Source organism: Micromonospora sp. bgisy143 (assembly GCF_057708145.1).
On the sequence record NZ_JBYIRN010000010.1, the window covers coordinates 170,954 to 189,191 of the forward strand.

At 73.3% G+C, this 18,238-nt stretch carries 16 protein-coding genes; 6 read left to right on the forward strand and 10 right to left on the reverse strand.

The features are described from left to right. Window positions 1-251 precede the first annotated feature (251 nt). The 6 genes from pdxT to pgsA form a co-directional block, all read right to left on the reverse strand. Window positions 252-854, reverse strand: coding sequence for a pyridoxal 5'-phosphate synthase glutaminase subunit PdxT (pdxT, locus tag AC3EN4_RS14885; protein ID WP_435206431.1), 603 nt, complete (start codon window positions 852-854; stop codon window positions 252-254). Between the two features lie 2 nt (window positions 855-856). Next, complete coding sequence (gene pdxS / locus AC3EN4_RS14890; RefSeq protein ID WP_422739515.1) at window positions 857-1,774, reverse strand: pyridoxal 5'-phosphate synthase lyase subunit PdxS; 918 nt, start codon at window positions 1,772-1,774, stop codon at window positions 857-859. 143 nt (window positions 1,775-1,917) lie between these two features. Then, a complete protein-coding gene (locus tag AC3EN4_RS14895) occupies window positions 1,918-2,421 on the reverse strand; it encodes a hypothetical protein (protein WP_435206432.1) in 504 nt (167 codons plus the stop codon). Between the two features lie 82 nt (window positions 2,422-2,503). Further along, complete coding sequence (locus AC3EN4_RS14900) at window positions 2,504-3,664, reverse strand: glycosyltransferase family 4 protein (protein ID WP_435206433.1); 1,161 nt, start codon at window positions 3,662-3,664, stop codon at window positions 2,504-2,506. A gap of 13 nt (window positions 3,665-3,677) precedes the next feature. Next, window positions 3,678-4,607, reverse strand: coding sequence for a phosphatidylinositol mannoside acyltransferase (locus AC3EN4_RS14905; RefSeq protein ID WP_435206434.1), 930 nt, complete (start codon window positions 4,605-4,607; stop codon window positions 3,678-3,680). A 22-nt stretch (window positions 4,608-4,629) separates the two neighbouring features. Further along, entirely contained in the window at window positions 4,630-5,259 is a 630-nt protein-coding gene (gene pgsA / locus AC3EN4_RS14910; protein WP_422739511.1) for a phosphatidylinositol phosphate synthase, read from the reverse strand. 251 nt (window positions 5,260-5,510) lie between these two features. Between pgsA and AC3EN4_RS14915 the strand changes: the two genes are divergently transcribed. After that, the gene (locus tag AC3EN4_RS14915) at window positions 5,511-7,667 is read left to right on the forward strand and encodes an elongation factor G-like protein EF-G2 (RefSeq protein WP_435206435.1); all 2,157 of its coding nucleotides are present in this window, start codon (window positions 5,511-5,513) and stop codon (window positions 7,665-7,667) included. Between the two features lie 431 nt (window positions 7,668-8,098). On the opposite strand, the gene AC3EN4_RS14920 is transcribed toward AC3EN4_RS14915, so the two are convergent. Further along, entirely contained in the window at window positions 8,099-9,157 is a 1,059-nt protein-coding gene (locus tag AC3EN4_RS14920) for an aldo/keto reductase (RefSeq protein WP_422739509.1), read from the reverse strand. Window positions 9,158-9,224: 67 nt separating this feature from the next. Here AC3EN4_RS14920 and AC3EN4_RS14925 point away from each other — a divergent pair, with 67 nt between their 5' ends. Beyond that, a complete protein-coding gene (locus tag AC3EN4_RS14925; protein WP_435206436.1) occupies window positions 9,225-9,737 on the forward strand; it encodes a hypothetical protein in 513 nt (170 codons plus the stop codon). Window positions 9,738-9,771: 34 nt separating this feature from the next. Here AC3EN4_RS14925 and AC3EN4_RS14930 read toward each other — a convergent pair whose 3' ends face one another. After that, window positions 9,772-10,284, reverse strand: coding sequence for an HIT family protein (locus tag AC3EN4_RS14930; protein WP_422740657.1), 513 nt, complete (start codon window positions 10,282-10,284; stop codon window positions 9,772-9,774). A gap of 164 nt (window positions 10,285-10,448) precedes the next feature. On the opposite strand from AC3EN4_RS14930, the gene AC3EN4_RS14935 reads away from it, so the two are divergent. After that, on the forward strand, window positions 10,449-11,189 hold the full coding sequence (locus AC3EN4_RS14935; protein ID WP_435206437.1) for a D-Ala-D-Ala carboxypeptidase family metallohydrolase: 741 nt from the start codon (window positions 10,449-10,451) through the stop codon (window positions 11,187-11,189). Between the two features lie 140 nt (window positions 11,190-11,329). Here AC3EN4_RS14935 and thrS read toward each other — a convergent pair whose 3' ends face one another. After that, complete coding sequence (thrS, locus tag AC3EN4_RS14940) at window positions 11,330-13,339, reverse strand: threonine--tRNA ligase (RefSeq protein WP_435206438.1); 2,010 nt, start codon at window positions 13,337-13,339, stop codon at window positions 11,330-11,332. Between the two features lie 175 nt (window positions 13,340-13,514). Between thrS and AC3EN4_RS14945 the strand changes: the two genes are divergently transcribed. Continuing rightward, window positions 13,515-14,438, forward strand: a complete 924-nt coding sequence (locus AC3EN4_RS14945; protein ID WP_435206439.1) for a DUF1775 domain-containing protein — start codon at window positions 13,515-13,517, stop codon at window positions 14,436-14,438. A gap of 333 nt (window positions 14,439-14,771) precedes the next feature. Here AC3EN4_RS14945 and AC3EN4_RS14950 read toward each other — a convergent pair whose 3' ends face one another. Next, window positions 14,772-15,731, reverse strand: coding sequence for an ADP-ribosylglycohydrolase family protein (locus AC3EN4_RS14950; protein ID WP_435206440.1), 960 nt, complete (start codon window positions 15,729-15,731; stop codon window positions 14,772-14,774). Window positions 15,732-15,804: 73 nt separating this feature from the next. On the opposite strand from AC3EN4_RS14950, the gene AC3EN4_RS14955 reads away from it, so the two are divergent. Both AC3EN4_RS14955 and AC3EN4_RS14960 read left to right on the forward strand, forming a co-directional pair. Further along, complete coding sequence (locus tag AC3EN4_RS14955) at window positions 15,805-16,494, forward strand: response regulator transcription factor (RefSeq protein WP_074318485.1); 690 nt, start codon at window positions 15,805-15,807, stop codon at window positions 16,492-16,494. Between the two features lie 29 nt (window positions 16,495-16,523). Continuing rightward, entirely contained in the window at window positions 16,524-17,927 is a 1,404-nt protein-coding gene (locus AC3EN4_RS14960) for a HAMP domain-containing sensor histidine kinase (protein WP_422739503.1), read from the forward strand. The last annotated feature ends 311 nt before the right edge of the window (window positions 17,928-18,238 follow it).

Below are 18,238 nucleotides of genomic sequence, written 5' to 3' on the forward strand. Positions count from 1 at the left end.
CCGTCTGTCATTGCACGCCTGCGTCGACTGCCGCACCGATTCCGCGCCGCATCCGGCGATCCGGCGGCCGGTCGGCCCCGCGGGAAAAAGCCGCGCCGGGCGACGGCCCTGCCGAACCGCGGCAATCTTACCGAGGTCACACCCCGCCATGTCACACCCGGGACCCGCCCGGGGCGGCGGCCCGACGTCGGGGCCCGCTCAGACCAACGGTCCGCGGGCCGGATCCATGCCCGCGCGGCGGTGTCGGTCGCTCAGGCGGCCCGGGTCAGCTCGACGAAGTACGCGTGCACGCGCTGATCACCCGTCAGCTCGGGGTGGAACGAGGTGGCCAGCAGGTTGCCCTGGCGGACCGCCACGATCCGCTCGGCGGCCGGGCCACCGGTCACCGTGCCGATCACCTCGACGCCCGCGCCGACCCGTTCGACCCACGGGGCGCGGATGAACACCGCGTGGAAGGGGTCGCCCGCCACGCCGGTGATCTCCACCGGCGCCTCGAACGAGTCGACCTGCCGACCGAAGGCGTTGCGTCGTACCGTCATGTCGATGCCCGCGAAACCGCGCTGGTCGGCGCGGCCGTCCAGCACCTCGGCGGCCAGCATGATCATGCCGGCGCAGGAGCCGTAGACGGGCATGCCGTCGGCGATCCGCTTGTCGATCGGCTCCCGCAGCTCGAAGATGTCCACGAGCTTGCTGATGGTGGTGGACTCCCCGCCGGGGATCACCAGGCCGTCGACCGCGTCCAACTCGCCCGGACGGCGAACCGGACGGGCATCCGCGCCCGCCGCGGTCAGCGCCGCCAGATGCTCCCGGACGTCCCCCTGCAGGGCGAGGACACCGATGGTAGGTGAGTTCATCCTCACCAACCGCGCTCGGCCAGGCGGTGCGGCTGGGGGATCTCGTCGACGTTGATGCCGACCATCGCCTCACCCAGACCACGGGAGACCTTCGCCAGCACGTCCGGGTCGTCGTGGAAGGTGGTGGCCTTGACGATCGCGGCGGCCCGCTGCGCCGGGTTGCCGGCCTTGAAGATGCCCGAGCCGACGAAGACGCCCTCCGCGCCGAGCTGCATCATCATCGCGGCGTCGGCCGGGGTGGCGATCCCGCCGGCGGTGAACAGCACGACCGGCAGCTTGCCGCTCTCGGCGACCTCCTTGACCAGCTCGTACGGGGCCTGCAACTCCTTGGCCGCGACGTACAGCTCGTCGGCCGGCAGCGACGACAGCCGGCGGATCTCCTGCCGGATCCTCCGCATGTGGGTGGTGGCGTTCGAGACGTCACCGGTGCCCGCCTCACCCTTGGAGCGGATCATGGCCGCGCCCTCGGTGATCCGGCGCAGCGCCTCGCCCAGGTTGGTCGCGCCGCAGACGAAGGGCACGGTGAACGCCCACTTGTCGATGTGGTTCGCGTAGTCGGCCGGGGTCAGCACCTCGGACTCGTCGACGTAGTCCACGCCCAGCGACTGGAGGATCTGCGCCTCGACGAAGTGGCCGATGCGCGCCTTGGCCATCACCGGGATCGAGACCGCCGAGATGATGCCGTCGATCATGTCGGGGTCGCTCATCCGGGACACCCCGCCCTGCGCGCGGATGTCGGCGGGCACCCGCTCCAGCGCCATCACCGCGACGGCCCCGGCGTCCTCGGCGATCTTGGCCTGCTCGGCGTTGACGACGTCCATGATCACGCCGCCCTTGAGCATCTCGGCCATGCCCCGCTTCACGCGGGCCGTGCCGACGACGGGGGCGGTACCGGTGGTCGAGGCGGTGGTGTCGGACACGGGTCGGCGCTCCTTGGACGTGCGGTGGGCGGTGGCAGCGAAAATGCTACGCACGACGCAACGCCGATCCGACAGCCAATCCGACCCCTGGTGGCCTGCTCTGTGGCCCGGCTCACGGGCCGCCGGCACCGCTCCCGCCCTGGTCAGCCGGCCGGCACGTCCGCCGGCACGACGAGCGTCGGATCGTCGATGTCGAAGTAACGCGGCCACTCGCGGCCCCGCCCCATCCGTAACAGGCGCACCAGGGGACGGCTCCGCGCCGCCCGGGCGTCACGGACCAGGTCGGTGTGCACCTGCCGGGACAACGCGAGCCGCCGACTCGCCGCGATGACCGCCGTGCAGTCCGCGTCGGCCGGGTCCAACCGCACCGTACGCAGTTGCCGGGTCAGGTCGTTCTCCGCCGCCTCCCGCTCGTCCGGCGCGGCGTCGAGCGCGATCCGGGCCGCCGCGTACAACTCGACGCCGAACCGCCGCTCCGCCAGCACCGCGGCGGCCGCCGCCCGGCGCAACAGGTGGGCGTCCAGGGCCCGTGCCGCCAGCTCCGCGCGGGCCTGCAGCCGCTCGACGCGGCCGGCGGTCCAGATGAGGTACGCCGCAAGCACCCCCACGAGCACGCTCGCGGCCACCACCCACCACATGTGCGGCATCGTAGTGCTGCTCCGTTTCTCCTCCATTGCGCGCGTCGCCGCCGGTCACGGCGTCACCAGGCGCACCATCGGTCACTCCGGCTCAGCCCAGCCCCACCCACTCCTGGTCGATGACCCGTCCGTCGGTCGCCTCGATCGCCGCTGCGTATACCTCCAGAACACGGCGGGCAACCATGGGCCAGTCGAAATTCGCCACCACCTGGTCGCCGCAGGCGGTCAGCGCGGCCCGGGCGTCCGGGTTGTCGAGCAGCTCGGACAGGGCGTCGCGCAGCCCCACCGCGTCGCCGGTCGGGAACAGCCGCCCCGCCCGCCCACCGTCGAGCACCCGGCGGAACGCGTCCAGGTCGCTCGCCACCACGGTGGTGCCGGCGGCCAGCGCCTCGGTGAGGATCATGCCGAACGACTCGCCGCCGGTGTTCGGCGCCACGTACAGGTGCACGCTGCGCAGCATCCGCGCCTTGTCCGCCTCGGAGACCAGACCGAGGAACGTCACCCGCTCCCGCAGCTCGGCCGGGAACTGGTCGTACAGGTCGTCCGGGTCGCCCGGGCCGGCGACCAGCAGCCGCAGGCCGGGACGGGTCGGCGCGAGCGCCACGAAGGCGTCCCGCAGCACCGGGAAGCCCTTGCGCGCCTCCGTGAACCGGCCCAGGAAGCCCAGCGTGCCGCCGGTGCCCGGCCCGCACTCCCCCGGCCAGTGCGGCAGCGGCTCGGCGTCGGCGAACTTCGCCACCGCCACCCCGTTGGGGATCTCCACCGCGCCGCCGTCCATGTGCTCGACCTGCACCTTGCGGGCCAGCGCGCTCACCGCGATCCGGGCGGTGATCCGCTCCAACACGATCTGCAGCACGCCCTGCGCGGCAGCGAGAACCCGCGAGCGGGTCATCGCCGTGTGGAAGGTGGCCACCACCGGTCCGCGCGCCGACAGCACCGCCAGCAGCGACAGGCTCAACGTCAGCGGCTCGTGTACGTGCAGCACGTCGAAGTCACCGTTGGTGAGCCACCGTCGGACCCGGGCCGTGGAGACCGGGCCGAACGCGATCCGGGCCACCGACCCGTTGTACGGCAGCGGCACCGCCCGACCGGCGGACACCACGTACGCCGGGAGGTCGGCGTCCTCGTCGGCCGGAGCGAGCACGCTGACCTCGTGCCCGAGGCCGATCAGCGTCTCCGCGAGGTCCACGACGTGGTTCTGCACGCCGCCGGGAACGTCGAAGGAGTACGGGCAGACGATACCGATCCGCATGCGTCCACCCCCTTCAGGACCGACCCGAGGCCGGCGCCGACAGCTCCGTGCCCCCCGCGCCGCGCTGGTCCAGCCACATCCGCTGCAACATGTGCCAGTCTTGCGGATGCCGGGCGATGCCCGTCGCCAGACGGTCGGCGATCATCTGGGTCAGCGACCGGACCCGCGCGTCCAACGGCCCCGCCTCCGGGTCGGGCACCGGCAGCGGGCCGGAGAGCGAGGCGCATGCCGCGTCCTCCTCGTACCACATCGAGGCCACGTAGAGCGGCGCCCCGGTGTGGATCGCGAGCAGCGCGGGCCCGGCGGGCATCCGCGTCTTCGCGCCGAAGAAGTCCACCTCGACGCCGCGGGCCGACAGGTCCCGGTCGGCCAGCAGCGGCACGACCGCACCCGAGCGCAGCCGGTCCAGCAGCACGTCGAACGGCGGACGCGGGCCGCCGTGGGTGGGCAGGATCTCCATGCCCAGCTTCCCCCGGAACGCCAGGAACCGCTTGTACACGCCCTCCGGCTTGAGCCGCTCCATGACGGTGCTGATCGGCCAGCCGGTGGCCGCCACCCAGGCGCCCGCCGCGTCCCAGTTGCCGGCGTGCGGCAGCGCCACCACCGCGCCCCGGCCGGCGGCGACGTCGGCGGCCAGCAGCTCCGCGCCGTCCAGCCGGAACCCGGACAGGATCTGCGCCCGGCTCAAGGACGGCAGCCGGAACGCCTCCATCCAGTACCGGGCGTACGAGCGCAGGCCACGTCGTACGAGATCGTCCAGCTCGGCCTCGGGGACCTCCGGACCGACCACCCGGCGCAGGTTGGCGCGCAGTCGATCCGTACCCCCGCCGCCCTTGCGGTGTGCGCGGTCCGCGCCCGCCGCGAACGCCGCCGCCGCCAGTGGCCGGGGAAGCGCGCGGACCAGCCGCCAGCCGGCGAGGTAGCCCAGCTCGGTGAGGTTCACGCGGTCCGGCCGCCGGTCGCGCTCACGCCTGGCCGTCCGGCTGGAGCTGCTGAGCCTGGCGGTAGACGTGCGCCATCCGCTGCCCCACCGTGAAGATCGAGATGGCGGCCAGCAGCCAGAGCGCGATCTCCAGCGCCGGCTTCACACCCACCCCGGTGAGGATGCCGCCGACACCGACGATCAGCAGTCGCTCGGTGCGCTCGGCGATGCCCACGTTGCAGGTCATGCCCAGCCCTTCGGCGCGGGCCTTCACGTAGGAGACGAGCCCGCCGGCGGCCAGGCAGAGCAGCGCGGCGGCCACCCCGGAGTGATCGCCCCGGGTGGCCAGCCAGTACGCCACCGCGCCGAAGACGGCGCTGTCGGCGACCCGGTCCATGCTCGAGTCGAGGAACGCGCCGAACCGGGTGGAGCCGCCGCTCATCCGGGCCATCGTCCCGTCGAGCAGGTCGGTCAACGCGAACACGGTAACGATCAACGCGCCCGCGACCAGGTGGCCGCGGGCACCGAAGCCGAGCGCGCCGACGAGCACACCGACGGTGCCCGTGACGGTGACGACGTTGGGGGTGACGCCCGCGCGCAGCAGGGCGCGGGCAATCGGCTCGACGACGCGGGTCATCCCCGCGCGGGCCGACACTTGGAAGATCTTCGCCATGGCGGTCCCCACGATAACGGTCCGCGCAGCTCCGGCCATAACGCCGGTCCCGGCGACCCGCCCGGGGCAGGCTTGTGCGTGTCCGGCAACGGGTGTGAGATCGAGCCGGGAGGTGAGCCAGCTCACCCGCCCGCCCGTTGATTTCCCGCTCGGCAGCAGACCACCGGAGGATATCGCCGCGCACCCGCCCCGGGCCGCTTCCACCTGGCGCGGCGGTCGCCACCCACCACCGGCTGAGGGAGGTGCGCCCCATGGCGCAGAAACATCAGGACAAGGGCGCCACCGGCGGCACGCCGGTGGTGACCGAGCCCGCGCGGGTTCGCAACGTGGCGCTCGTCGGGCACTCCGGCGCGGGCAAGACCACGCTCGTCGAGGCCCTGCTCGCCGCGACCGGCACGATCAGCCGGGCCGGCAGCGTCGTCGACGGCACGACCGTGGGCGACCACGACCCCGCAGCCGTACGGCAGCAGCGTTCGGTGAGCCTGTCGTGCGCGCCTCTGCTGCACGACGGCATCAAGGTCAACCTGCTGGACACGCCCGGGTACGCCGACTTCGTCGGAGAGCTGCGCGCCGGTCTGCGGGCCGCCGACGCCGCGCTGTTCGTGGTCTCCGCCGCCGGTGGCATGGACGCCGCCACCGTCGCCCTCTGGGAGGAGTGCGCGGCGGTCGACATGCCGCGCGCCGTCGCGGTGACCCGCCTGGACGCGCCGCGCGCCGACTTCGACGAGACGGTCGCGCTCTGCCAGCGGGTCTTCGGCGACAACGTGATGCCTCTCTACCTGCCGATGCTCGGCGACGACGGCATCTCCACCGAGGGTCTGCTCGGGCTGATCACCCGCCGGGTCTTCGACTACACCGCCGGGCTGCCCGCCGACGTCCGTGACCCGGACCCGGAGCACCAGCCCGCCATCGACGAGTCCCGCAACGAGCTGATCGAGGGGATCATCGCCGAGAGCGAGGACGAGACCCTCATGGACCGCTACCTCGACGGCGAGGAGATCAGCACCGAGGTGCTCGTCGACGACCTGGAGAAGGCCGTCGCCCGGGGCCACTTCTATCCGGCGGTGCCGGTCTGCGCCGAGACCGGCGTCGGCCTGGACGCGCTGCTGGAGGTGCTGACCGCGGCGTTCCCGTCGCCGCTGGAGCACGAACTGCCGGCGGTCACCGGGGTGGACGGCTCGCCCCGCCCGCCGCTGACCTGCGACCCGGACGGCCCGCTCGTGGCCGAGGTGGTCAAGACCACCGTCGACCGGCACGTCGGCCGGGTCTCGCTGGTCCGGGTCTTCTCCGGCACACTGCGTCCCGACGACACCGTGCACATCTGCGGACACGGCATGGCCGAGCGCGGGCACCCCGACCACGACGCCGACGAGCGGGTCGGGCACCTCTACACCCCGCTCGGCGCCACCCTGCGCGAGGTGCCGCACTGCGTCGCCGGTGACATCTGCGCGATCACCAAGTCGCCGAGCGCGGAGACCGGCGACACGGTGTCCGCCAAAGACGACCCGCTGCTGATCGCGCCGTGGGAGATGCCGGAGCCGCTGCTGCCGGTGGCGATCGTCGCCCGCAGCCGCGCCGACGAGGACGCCCTCGCCCGCAACCTCGCCCGGCTGGTCGCCGGTGACCCCACCCTGCGGCTGGAGCGCAACCCGGAGACCCACCAACTGGTGCTCTGGTGCATGGGCGAGGCGCACGCGGACGTCCTGCTGGACCGGCTGCGCGCCGGCGGCGTCGAGCTGGACACCGAACCGGTGCGGGTGTCGCTGCGCGAGACGCTGACCGCCCCCGCGCGGGGGCACGGCCGGCATGTCAAGCAGTCCGGCGGCCACGGCCAGTACGCGGTGTGTGACATCGAGGTCGAGCCACTGCCCCGGGGCGCCGGCTTCGAGTTCGTCGACCGCGTGGTCGGCGGCGCCGTCCCGCACAACTACATCCCGTCCGTGGAGAAGGGCGTCCGCGCCCAGATGGAACGCGGACTGGTCGCCGGGCACCCCGTGGTCGACCTGCGGGTCACCCTGGTCGACGGCAAGGCGCACAGCGTCGACTCCTCCGACGCGGCCTTCCAGACCGCCGGAGCGCTGGCCCTGCGCGACGCGGCCGAGCGCGGCCAGCCGGCACTCCTGGAGCCCATCGACGAGGTGACCATCCGGGTGCCGGACGGCTCGGTGGGCGCCGTGCTGGGCGACCTGTCCGGCCGGCGCGGCCGGGTGCTCGGCACCGAACCGGACCCGGACGCCGACGGCCGCACCCTGGTCCGCGCCGAGGTACCGGCCCTGGAACTGCTGCGCTACGCCGTCGAGCTGCGCTCGATGACCGCCGGCACGGGCACCTTCCGCCGCCACTTCGTCCGCCACGACCCCATGCCGACCCACCTGGCCGACCAGACCCGCAAGGAACACACCCCGTAGGAGCCCCTCCGCCGAACCGCGTTCGGGCTGGCCCTGTCGCCCGCGCGCCGTCTCTGACGGCCGCCGGCCGCGGAGAGCCGTCGCGAGCGGGCGGAGGGGCGCCCGAGGTGTACGCGTCCTGTCGAGCTGCCCCATATCCGGGGCACCGCAGCGGAGGAGGACGGCCGAAGAGGAACGCGTCCGCGCGCACATGGCGTGTGGGCCCCGGCGGGCCGAGAAGCTGTTCGCTTGTCCCACATCTGGGGCAGCTCGACAGGACGACACCAGCACAGGACCAGGCCGGCACAGGACCAGGCCGGCACAGGACCAGGCCGGCACAGGACCAGGCCGGCACAGGACCAGGCGAGGCTGGCGCGCGCCGTCACGACACGGCGGGCCGGCGGCACGCCGCAGAGGCTGGACGGGCGTGCGCTCTGGGCTCGGCTGGTGGGTCAGGGGTGGGTTTGGGGGTGGGTGGGGCGGGGCCAGTGAGGGCGGTCGGCGTCGCGCAGGGCCGCGGTGCGTAGGGCGGCTAGTTGGCGTTCCACCTCGACGAACTGGTCCGCCGGCAACGGGCCCCGGTGCAGCGCCGCCGCGTTCTCCTCGACCTGCGCGACGGTCCGGCAGCCCGGGATCGGGACGGCACGCCCGCTGCGGGCCCAGATCCAGCCCAGCGCACCCTGGGCGAGGGTACGGCCGTCGGCGGTCAGCGCGGCACGGACCGCGCCGACCCGGCGCAGCCACTCCGGGGCCGGGCGGCCACCCCGGAACCATTCCAGCCAGCCCGGCGTCAACCCGCGTACGTCGTCGCGGGGCAGCGTGGACGCGGCCGTGTACTTGCCGGTGAGCAGGCCCATCCCGAGCGGCCCCTGGTTGATGCTGGCCAGGTCGTACTTGTCGCAGACGGCGAGCACCTCGGGGGCGTCGCGCAGCACCGACAGGGCGTGCTGCACGGCGGCGGCGCCCGGGGCGGCCTGCCCGAGGGCGGTGGCCCGGTCGGCGCGGTCGGTGCTCCAGCCGTACGCCCGGATCAGGCCCTCGGCGACGAGCTCCTCGCAGGCGGCGAACAACGCCTCGGCCCGACGCACCGGCAGGTCGGCCAGGTGGAGCTGGTAGAGATCGATCCGGTCGGTGCCCAGCCGGCGCAGCGAGGCGGTGACGGCCCGCCGCAGGTACGCCGGTGACGCGTCCTCGCCGGTGGCCTGCCGGGCCGCCTCGTCGAACGTGTAACCCCACTTGGTGGCGATCACGGCGTCGTCCCGGTGGCCGGCGAGCGCCCGTCCGAGCACCCGCTCACCGTGCCCCGCGCCGTACGTGTCGGCGGTGTCGAAGAGGGTCACGCCCAGCTCGAGAGCACGGCGTACGGCCCGCACCGACTCGTCGTCGTCGACCGCTCCCCAGCCGAGTGGCTGACTGCCCTCCGCCCATGGGCCGGCGATCGCCCAGCACCCCATGCCGAGGGCGCTGACCTCGATGCCGCTGCGCCCCAACATCCGTGTCGTGACTGCCATCGGCCGATCCTGCCACCTCCAGCGGGCCGGGGCGTAGCAACCACGATCGCGGAAACGCCGTACCGGCGTGCCGACGGCGTACGGCATGATCGTCGCCATGCGACGGCTGGGCGTGGACATCGGTGGCGTGCTCATCGAACCGGCTGACGACGACGCCGACACCTCCTTCTTCGGCGCGCACTACCTGCGTACGCCCATGGTCGAGGGCGCGTTCGACGCGCTCGCGGCGCTCGGGCCGGCGTTCGACGAGGTGCACCTGGTCTCCAAGTGCGGCGAGTCCACCGAGCGGCGGACGTGGGAGTGGCTGGCCCACCACGACTTCCCGGCCCGCACCGGGATCCCGGTCGAGCGGGTGCACTTCTGCCGGACCCGTCCGGCGAAGGCGCCGATCGCCCGGCGGCTCGGCCTGACCCACTTCGTGGACGACAAGCTGGAGGTGCTGGGTTACCTCGACTCGGTGCCGCACCGGTTCCTGTTCCGGCCCCGCCCGGCGCAGGTCGCCGCGTACGCAGCGCTGCTGCCGCTCGTACACCGGGTCGAGAGCTGGCCGGAGCTGGTGCCGCTGCTGCGCGCCGACTAGCCGGACCGGCGCGGACGCCGGGCGGGCGGCCCGGTCAGGACGGCCAGGCGCGCGCGAGCAGGTCGCGGGTGTCGTGCAGGAGTTGCGGCAGCACCTTGGTGCGGCCGATCACCGGCATGAAGTTCGCGTCGCCGCCCCAGCGCGGCACCACGTGCTGGTGCAGGTGGGCCGCGATGCCGGCGCCGGCGACGCCACCCTGGTTCATGCCCAGGTTGAAGCCGTGCGCGTTGCTCACCTTGCGGATCACCCGCATGGCGGTCTGCGTGTACGACGCCAGCTCGACGGTCTCCGCCTCGTCGAGGTCGGTGTAGTCGGCGACGTGCCGGTACGGGCAGACCAGCAGGTGCCCGGGGTTGTACGGGTAGAGGTTGAGGACGACGAAGACGCGCTCGCCACGGGCCACCACGAGGCTCTCCTCGGTGGGCAGTCCGGGGGCGAGACAGAACGGGCAGCCGGTCGGCTTCTCGTAGCCCTCGGCGGGGCGGTCCTCACCCGAGATGTAGGTCATCCGGTGCGGCGTCCAGAGCCGATCCAGGCCGTCCGCCATGCCGCCGCTGTCCGTGTGTCGCTCCGCCCCTGTCACGAGCCGATCCTACGGAGGCGGGCCGGCAGGCCGCGACACCCGTGACCGGAAACTCGCTGCTGCAACTTCTTGACGGAGCCGAGACTCAGCCCTGAAACTTCCATCCATTGATGTTGTTGGATCGCTGGATGGAGAATTACATGATCCGTCAGCTCGGCCGAGTCCTCGCGGCACTCGCCCTGACCGCCGTCACCACAGTGACCGGGGTCACCCTCACCGCCGGTGCCGCGCACGCGGACGGCTGCTACACCTGGGGTCGCACCCTGTCCCAGGGGATGTCCGGCGAGGACGTCCGACAGCTCCAGATCCGCGTCGCCGGCTACCCCGGCTACGGAGCCGTGCTCACCATCGACGGCGCCTTCGGTCCGGCCACCCGGTCGGCGGTGATCCGCTTCCAGCAGGCGTACGGGCTGGGCGCGGACGGCATCGCCGGTCCGCAGACCTTCAACCGGCTCTACGCGCTCCAGGACGACGACTGCACGCCCGTCAACTTCAGCTACGCCGAGCTGAACAACTGCAACAGCACCTGGTCCGGCGGCGCGGTCTCGGCGAGCACCGCCCGCGCCAACGCGCTGGTCTCGATGTGGAAGCTTCAGGCGCTGCGGCACGCCCTCGGCGACGTACCCATCGCGATCAGCAGCAGCTTCCGCAGCTACGCCTGCAACAGCGCGGTCGGCGGGGCGTCGAACAGCCGGCACCTGTACGGCGACGCGGTCGACCTGGTCGGCTCACCGTCGTTCTGCCGGCTCGCCCAGCAGGCCCGCTACCACGGCTTCGCCCAGATTCTCGGCCCCGGCTATCCGGACCACAACGACCACACCCACGTCGCGGCGGTCGGCGGCTGGTCCGCGCCGAGCTGCGGCATCTGACGCCGGGGAGCCGGCCTTCCGGCTGAGGATCGCGCTCGAACATCGAAGTAGTGGCCTCCCCGCGTCGGGAGGCCACTACTTCATGGATCGAGCACGATCCTGCGGCGGGCAGGCGGCGACGCACCGGCCGCGCGGCCGCGTTACTCCGCGGCGGCGGAGGGGCCGATGTTGGTACGGGAGGTGACCACGTCCAGGACGTGGGTCACCGCCTCGGCGACCGGCACCCCGTTGCGCTGCGAGCCGTCCCGGTAGCGGAAGGAGACCGTCCCGGCCGCCACGTCGTCGTCACCGGCGATCACCATGAACGGGATCTTCTGCTGCTGCGCCGTACGGATCTTCTTCTGCATCCGGTCGTCGCCCGCGTCCACCTGGGCGCGGATGCCCTCGGCGCGCAGCGCCGCCACGAAGCCGTGCAGGTAGTCGGTGTGGTCCTCGCGGATCGGGATGCCGATCACCTGCACGGGGGCGAGCCAGGCCGGGAACGCGCCCGCGTAGTGCTCGGTGAGCACCCCGAAGAACCGCTCGATCGACCCGAACAGCGCGCGGTGGATCATCACCGGACGCTGCCGGCTGCCGTCGGCGGCCTGGTACTCCAACCCGAAGCGCTCCGGCTGGTTGAAGTCGACCTGGATGGTGGACATCTGCCAGGTCCGACCGATCGCGTCGCGGGCCTGCACGGAGATCTTCGGCCCGTAGAAGGCCGCGCCACCCGGGTCGGGCACCAGGTCGAGGCCGGAGGTCGCGGCGGCGGTGCGCAGCGCCTCGGTGGCCTCGGCCCAGTCCTCGTCCGCGCCGATGAACTTGGGCGAGTCGTCGCGGGTCGACAGCTCCAGGTAGAAGTCGTCCAGGCCGTAGTCCCGCAGCAGGTCCAGCACGAAGCTGAGCAGCGTGGACAGCTCACCGGCCATCTGCTCGCGGGTGCAGTAGATGTGCGAGTCGTCCTGGGTCAGGCCCCGGACCCGGGTCAGGCCGTGCACGACGCCGGACTTCTCGTACCGGTACACCGTGCCGAACTCGAACATCCGCAGCGGCAGCTCCCGGTACGACCGCCCGCGCGACCTGAAGATCAGGTTGTGCATCGGGCAGTTCATCGCCTTGAGGTAGTAGTCCGCGCCCTCCAGCTGCATGGGCGGGAACATGGTGTCCGCGTAGTACGGCAGGTGACCGGAGGTGTGGAAGAGCTGCGCCTTGGTGATGTGCGGGGTGTTGACGAACTCGTACCCCGCCTCCTCGTGCCGCCGGCGCGAGTAGTGCTCCATCTCCCGGCGGATGATGCCGCCCTTGGGGTGGAAGACCGCCAGGCCCGAGCCGATCTCGTCGGGGAAGCTGAACAGGTCGAGGTCCGCACCGAGCTTGCGGTGGTCGCGCCGGGCGGCCTCCTCCAACAGCTTCAGGTACGCCTTGAGCTCGTCCCGGGTCGGCCACGCGGTGCCGTACACCCGCTGGAGCTGGGGGTTCTTCTCCGAGCCACGCCAGTACGCGGCGGCGGAGCGCGTCAGCTTGAACGCGCCGATCAGGCGGGTGGTCGGCAGGTGCGGACCCCGGCACAGGTCCGACCAGCAGACCTTGTCCTCCTTGGCGTCGAGGTTGTCGTAGATGGTCAGCTCGCCGCCGCCCACCTCCATCACCTCGTCGGTGTCCAGGCCCTCGCCCTTGACCTCGATCAACTCCAGCTTGAACGGCTCGTCGGCCAACTCGGCGCGCGCCTCGTCCAGGCTGCCGAAGCGGCGACGACGGAACCGCTGCCCGGACTTGATGATCTCCTGCATGCGCTTCTCAAGCTTGGCGAGATCGTCCGGCTGGAACGGCTTGTCGACGTCGAAGTCGTAGTAGAAGCCGTTCTCGATGGGCGGGCCGATGCCCAACTTGGCCTCGGGGAAGACGTCCTGCACGGCCTGGGCGAGCACGTGCGCGGTGGAGTGCCGCAGCACGTTGAGCCCGTCCGGCGAGTCCAGGCTGACCGGCTCGACCACGGTCTCCTCGGCCGGCGACCAGTCCAGGTCACGGAGCTGACCCTGCGGGTCGCGGACCACGACGATCGCCTTGGGGCCGTTCGCGGGCAGTCCGGCCGCGGCCACCGCGTCGGCCGCCGTCGTCCCGGCGGCGACGACGACGGGGTCGGCCACGGCGGGGGTACGGGGTGCGGACACGGTGACTCCTCCAAGCGGTACGAAACGGCGCCGGTCTCGGCTCCTGCCGATGCTATCGGTCGCGCCGCCGGCACCTTCCGGACGGCTCGCGTTGAACCTTTCGCGCCGCGAATCCGAACTACCAGGTGTGGCCGGAAACCGGTGCCGGTCACGCCGAGACGGATGGGGGCACGAGATGGCGAGCACGCACGGCGGTGGCCGTCCGCGGCGGATCGCGGCGGTGACCGCGCTGACCGCCGCCGGGCTGCTGCTCTGGCCCGCTGCGGCGGCGCAGGCCGCGGACGTGACGACCACCCCGACCGAGGCACGGCAGGGTGACGCCGTACGGCTGGAGTTCAGCGTGCCCGAGGAGCGGGCCGGCACGAAGACCACGCAGGTCGAGATCAGGTTGCCGGCCGACGCGCCGGTGGCCGAGGTCTACCCGATGTCGGTCGACGGCTGGGCGCCCAGGATCGACTCTAAGACCCTGGACAAGCCGGTGGCCGGCATCCACTCCTCCGGCGTGAGCACCGTGACCACGGCGGTGACCTGGGTCCGCGTCGGCGCGGGCCCGGCCGGCCCGGCGAAGCTGGCGCTGTCCATGGGTCCGCTGCCGCAGGCCGAGCGGCTCACCTTCGAGGTCGTCCAGACGTACGCCGACGGCACGGTCGTCCGCTGGGCGGACGCCACCGGCGCCCACCGCGCGCCGGCGCTGACGCTGCTGCCCCCGGACCCGGCTGCGGCCGGACCGGCCGCGCACGGTGGCCACGGCGCCCCGGCGGGCGCGGCGAACGGTCCCGGCGCGGGCGCGCAGGGCGCCGACGACGCTTCCGGCGGCGGTGGCACGGCGGCCGGCTCCGGCGAGGAGTCCGGCAACGCGGACGCGATGCTCGCCGCCGGCCTGCTGGCCGGCCTGGGCGGGGGCGCGGCGATCGGCTGGCTGGTCAGCCGGTTGCGGCGACGCGACCCGGCCGAGGACGCGGCCCTGGCCGAGGTGATTGGTGCCACGGAGACCGACGCGGTGCCGCCGGTGTCGCGGCCGGACGGCACGGACGCGCCCACGGAACCGGCGCCCGCCGCGGAGCTCGCCTCGGCAGCCACTCCCGCCCGCACCGGCTGAGGCCACACCCGGCCGACACCGGCTGAGGCCGCACCGATCGACGTGCCTCAGCTCATCGTCGGGCGGTGGCCGTCGCCCTGCACGCGTCCTTTGCTCTGCTTCAACCCACGCAACACTTATGACCCCACAGTGTTGCGTGGGTTGAAGCAGAGCAAAGGTGGTGTGGCACCCCTGGCGGGCTCTGCGCGCAGCCGGTGCGGCAGGGCTGCCAAGCGTGCAGAACACCGGACAGTCCGGGACATCACGACGCCGAGCGCCGGCAACCGGACAGCCAGCGCGACACCACGGGGCCGAGCGCCGCAGTAGGCACCCATGTGCCGGGCAGGCGAGCGGTCAGGGCAGCCAGGCGGGTAGCGGCTCGCGGGCGGCCAGCCACGCTTCGGGGACGCCGCCCGGGGTGCCGACCCCGGTGTACGCCGCCACCACCGCACCCGCGATCGCGGCCGTGGTGTCCACGTCGCCGCCGGCACGGACGCAGGTCCGGATCGCCGCCGGGTAGTCGTCGAGGTGGGTGGCGGCGACCCAGAGGGTGAACGCGACGGTGTCCTGGGCGGTCACCCGCGAGCCGTTGCCGAGCTCGGCCACCACGCGGGGCAGGGGGCGGCCGAGCAGCCCGATGCCGCGGTGTACGCCCCGGTGGACCTCGGTGCCCGCGTCGACCGCGGCGGCCACCCCGCCCAGGAGTCGGGCCGGGGCCGGTCGGTGGCCGTCGAGGCGGGCCCGGGCGGCGAGCGCGGCGGCCACCGCCACGGCGACCGCTCCGGCGATCCCCTCGGGGTGCGCGTGGGTCACCTCGGCCGAGGCGCGGGCCTGCGCCGCCGCGCGGGCGGTGGAGTCGGCGAAGTACGCGCCCAACGGGCCGACCCGCATCGCCGCCCCGTTGCCGCAGGAGCCCTGGCCGTCGAAGGCCGACGCGGCGGCCACGGGCCACGGCGTGCCGGTGCGGATCAGCCGCAGGATCAGCATCGCGCCCGCGCCGTAGCCGCGTCGCGCGTCGCAGCGCTCGGCGAACGCCAGCGCCAGCCGGTCCCGGTCGATGGCGCCCGAGGCGGCCAGTTCGGCGACGACCGAGCAGGCCATCTCGGTGTCGTCGGTCCAGGCCCACGGCGCCGGTGGCAGGGCGTCCGGCCCGGGGTCGGCCCCGCCCGACGGGCCCGGCCCCGCGCCGGGTACGTCGCCGACGGAGGACCCGGACGGGGCGTACCGCTCGCCGAGCGCGTCGCCGGTGGAGAGACCGGCGAGGCTGTCCCGGGCGAGCGCCAGGCGAGCGTCGGCGAACAGGGTGAACGACATCGTCGTACCAGCTTGCCCGCTTCCCAGGTACGTCGCAACGCGATCAACTTGCCAGGCCAAGTACCGTCTTGTCGTGGCCTCCGTGCTCCTGGTCGAAGACGATCACGTCGTACGCGGCGCGATGCTGCGGTCCCTCGCTGACCGGGGGCACGCCGTGCACGCCGTGGGCACCGCCCTGGACGCGCTGCGTCGGGTCGCGGCGGAGACACCCGACCTCGTGGTGTTGGACCTGGGCCTGCCCGACCTGGACGGCTCGGACGCGCTGCGGATGCTGCGCGGCATCACCGACATTCCGATCATCATCGCCACCGCCCGCGACGACGAGCAGTCGGTGGTCAAGCTGCTGCGCGCCGGGGCCGACGACTACATGGTCAAGCCGTTCACGGGCGCGCACCTGGACGCCCGCATCACCACGGTCCTGCGCCGGGCCGGCCGGGCCAGCCGGACGGTGCAGCCGGCTGTGCACACCGTCGGCGGGCTGCGGGTGGACGTCGGTGAGCGCAGCGCCCATCTCGACGGGGAGCCGCTGGCGCTGACCCGTAAGGAATTCGACCTGCTGGCGTATCTCGCCGCACGACCCGGGCGGGTAGTGTCCCGCCGGGAACTCTTGGAGGAGGTATGGCGGCAGCCATCGGTCGGCGAGGATCAGACCATCGACGTACACCTGTACTGGCTTCGCCGAAAGATGGGCGAGTCCGCGGCGAAGCCGCGCTACCTGCGCACCGTGCGGGGGGTCGGGTTCCGGCTGGTGGCACCGGACTGAGGACGGCGCTGGCCCTGCTCACGGCCGGCATGTGCAGCCTCGTCGCGCTCGCGTTCCTGATCCCGCTCGGGTTGAGCCTGCGGGAGCAGACGCGGGAGGAGGCGATCGCCGACGCGGCCCGACGCAGCGCGCTGGTGACCGGCGCATTGGCGGTGAGCACGGACAAGGCGGTCGTCGAACGGGCCGTGGTGGCCAGCGGCGACGACACCGCGGTCCGGCCGGTGGTGTACGGGTTGGGGCTGGACGAGGCCGCGGGCCGCGCCGGTGGCGCCGACCTGGACCGGGCCCGCGCCGACCGGCGCTCACTGGTCACCGACGTCGACGGCGGGGTGGTCCGGCTCGACCCGGTGGTCCTCGGTGACCGGACGGCCGTGGTCGAGGTGTTCGTGCCGGACTCGACGTTGGGCGAGGGCGCCGGTGGCACCTGGTTGCTGCTGTTCGCGGTGGGCGCGGCGATGGTCGGCGCGGCGGTGCTGGTGGTCGACCGGGTGGCCGCCCGGGCGGTGGATGCCACCCAGGGCCTGGTCAAGGCCACGCTGGCCGTCGGTGACGGCGATCTGAGCGTGCGCGTGGAGCCGACCGGCCCGCGCGAGCTGGCGGAGGCCGGGTACGCCTTCAACCGGATGGCCGAGCGGCTGGACGCGGCCCGCACCGACGAGCGCGAGTTGGTGGCCGACTTGTCGCACCGGCTGCGGACACCGCTGACCGTGCTCCGGCTCGACGCGGAGGCGTTGGAGTCCGACGACACCAGCGTGGGTTCGTTCAGCCCGGCGGAGCTGGATCGGCTGCGGGGCATCCGGCGGATCCGGCAGGCGATCGTCACCCTCGAGGGCGAGATCGACGTGCTGATCAAGACCACTCGCAAGGCGGTGGCGCACGAGGCCGGTCCGGCCATGTGCGACGTCAGCGAGGTGGTCCGGGACCGGATGGTGTTCTGGGCGGCGCTGGCCGGTGACCAGAACCGGCCGCACCGGGTCACCGGCGCCCAGTTGCGCATCCCGGCGCCGGTGCCACGGGCCGAGCTGGCCGCCGCGCTGGACGCGGTGATCGGCAACGTCTTCCGCTACACGCCGCAGGGTACGGCGTTCGAGGTGGCCGTGTCGCGCCGCGACGGGTACGTGGCGATCCGGATCGACGACGCCGGCCCGGGCATCGCGAACCCGGACCGGGCGCTGCGGCGGGGCGCCAGCGACCAGGGCTCCACCGGGCTCGGTCTGGACATCGCCAAGCGGGTGGCGTTGCAGGCGAACGGCTCGGTCAGCATCGACCGGGCCCGGTTGGGCGGCGCCAGCGTGGTGATGCTGCTCGCCGACCCGGACGCCACGCCCCGACAGGTCAACCGGTTCGGCCTGGTGGGCCGGATGGCGCGCGACGTCCGGGATCAGAAGAGCAGCGGGCGGCGCTGGCCCCGCCAGCGTCCCACCGACGACTGAGCGGCCGGACGGACGAGCCTCGTGCCCGGACGACCGCACACCCGTGCCGGACGACCGAGCACTGTCGACCGACGACCGAACAGGTCCGGTCCGATCGGTTGACGGGGACGCTCCGATCGGCCCGGCGGGCCGGGGCTGTGCGGCGGCACAAGTCTTCCTTAGATCGAGGTTAACGACCGCGGTCAGGCGCTCGCGGACTGACAGGATCAGTGCACGAACCCACCAGTTCCACCGGCCAGCGCCCCGCGCGTCTACCGGCCGGTGGAGCCGTGGGGGGGGGGGGGGGGGGAGGGGGGAGCGACAACACGCCA

What these genes read in the sequence shown, in the direction of transcription:
- pdxT (WP_435206431.1), bottom strand. Translation starts at nt 854, where the DNA reads ATGAACTCACCTACCATCGGTGTCCTCGCCCTGCAGGGGGACGTCCGG.
- AC3EN4_RS14895 (WP_435206432.1), bottom strand. Translation starts at nt 2,421, where the DNA reads ATGCCGCACATGTGGTGGGTGGTGGCCGCGAGCGTGCTCGTGGGGGTG.
- AC3EN4_RS14900 (WP_435206433.1), bottom strand. Translation starts at nt 3,664, where the DNA reads ATGCGGATCGGTATCGTCTGCCCGTACTCCTTCGACGTTCCCGGCGGC.
- pgsA (WP_422739511.1), bottom strand. Translation starts at nt 5,259, where the DNA reads ATGGCGAAGATCTTCCAAGTGTCGGCCCGCGCGGGGATGACCCGCGTC.
- AC3EN4_RS14915 (WP_435206435.1), top strand. Translation starts at nt 5,511, where the DNA reads ATGGCGCAGAAACATCAGGACAAGGGCGCCACCGGCGGCACGCCGGTG.
- AC3EN4_RS14920 (WP_422739509.1), bottom strand. Translation starts at nt 9,157, where the DNA reads ATGGCAGTCACGACACGGATGTTGGGGCGCAGCGGCATCGAGGTCAGC.
- AC3EN4_RS14930 (WP_422740657.1), bottom strand. Translation starts at nt 10,284, where the DNA reads ATGGCGGACGGCCTGGATCGGCTCTGGACGCCGCACCGGATGACCTAC.
- AC3EN4_RS14935 (WP_435206437.1), top strand. Translation starts at nt 10,449, where the DNA reads ATGGAGAATTACATGATCCGTCAGCTCGGCCGAGTCCTCGCGGCACTC.
- AC3EN4_RS14945 (WP_435206439.1), top strand. Translation starts at nt 13,515, where the DNA reads ATGGCGAGCACGCACGGCGGTGGCCGTCCGCGGCGGATCGCGGCGGTG.
- AC3EN4_RS14950 (WP_435206440.1), bottom strand. Translation starts at nt 15,731, where the DNA reads ATGTCGTTCACCCTGTTCGCCGACGCTCGCCTGGCGCTCGCCCGGGAC.
- AC3EN4_RS14960 (WP_422739503.1), top strand. Translation starts at nt 16,524, where the DNA reads ATGTGCAGCCTCGTCGCGCTCGCGTTCCTGATCCCGCTCGGGTTGAGC.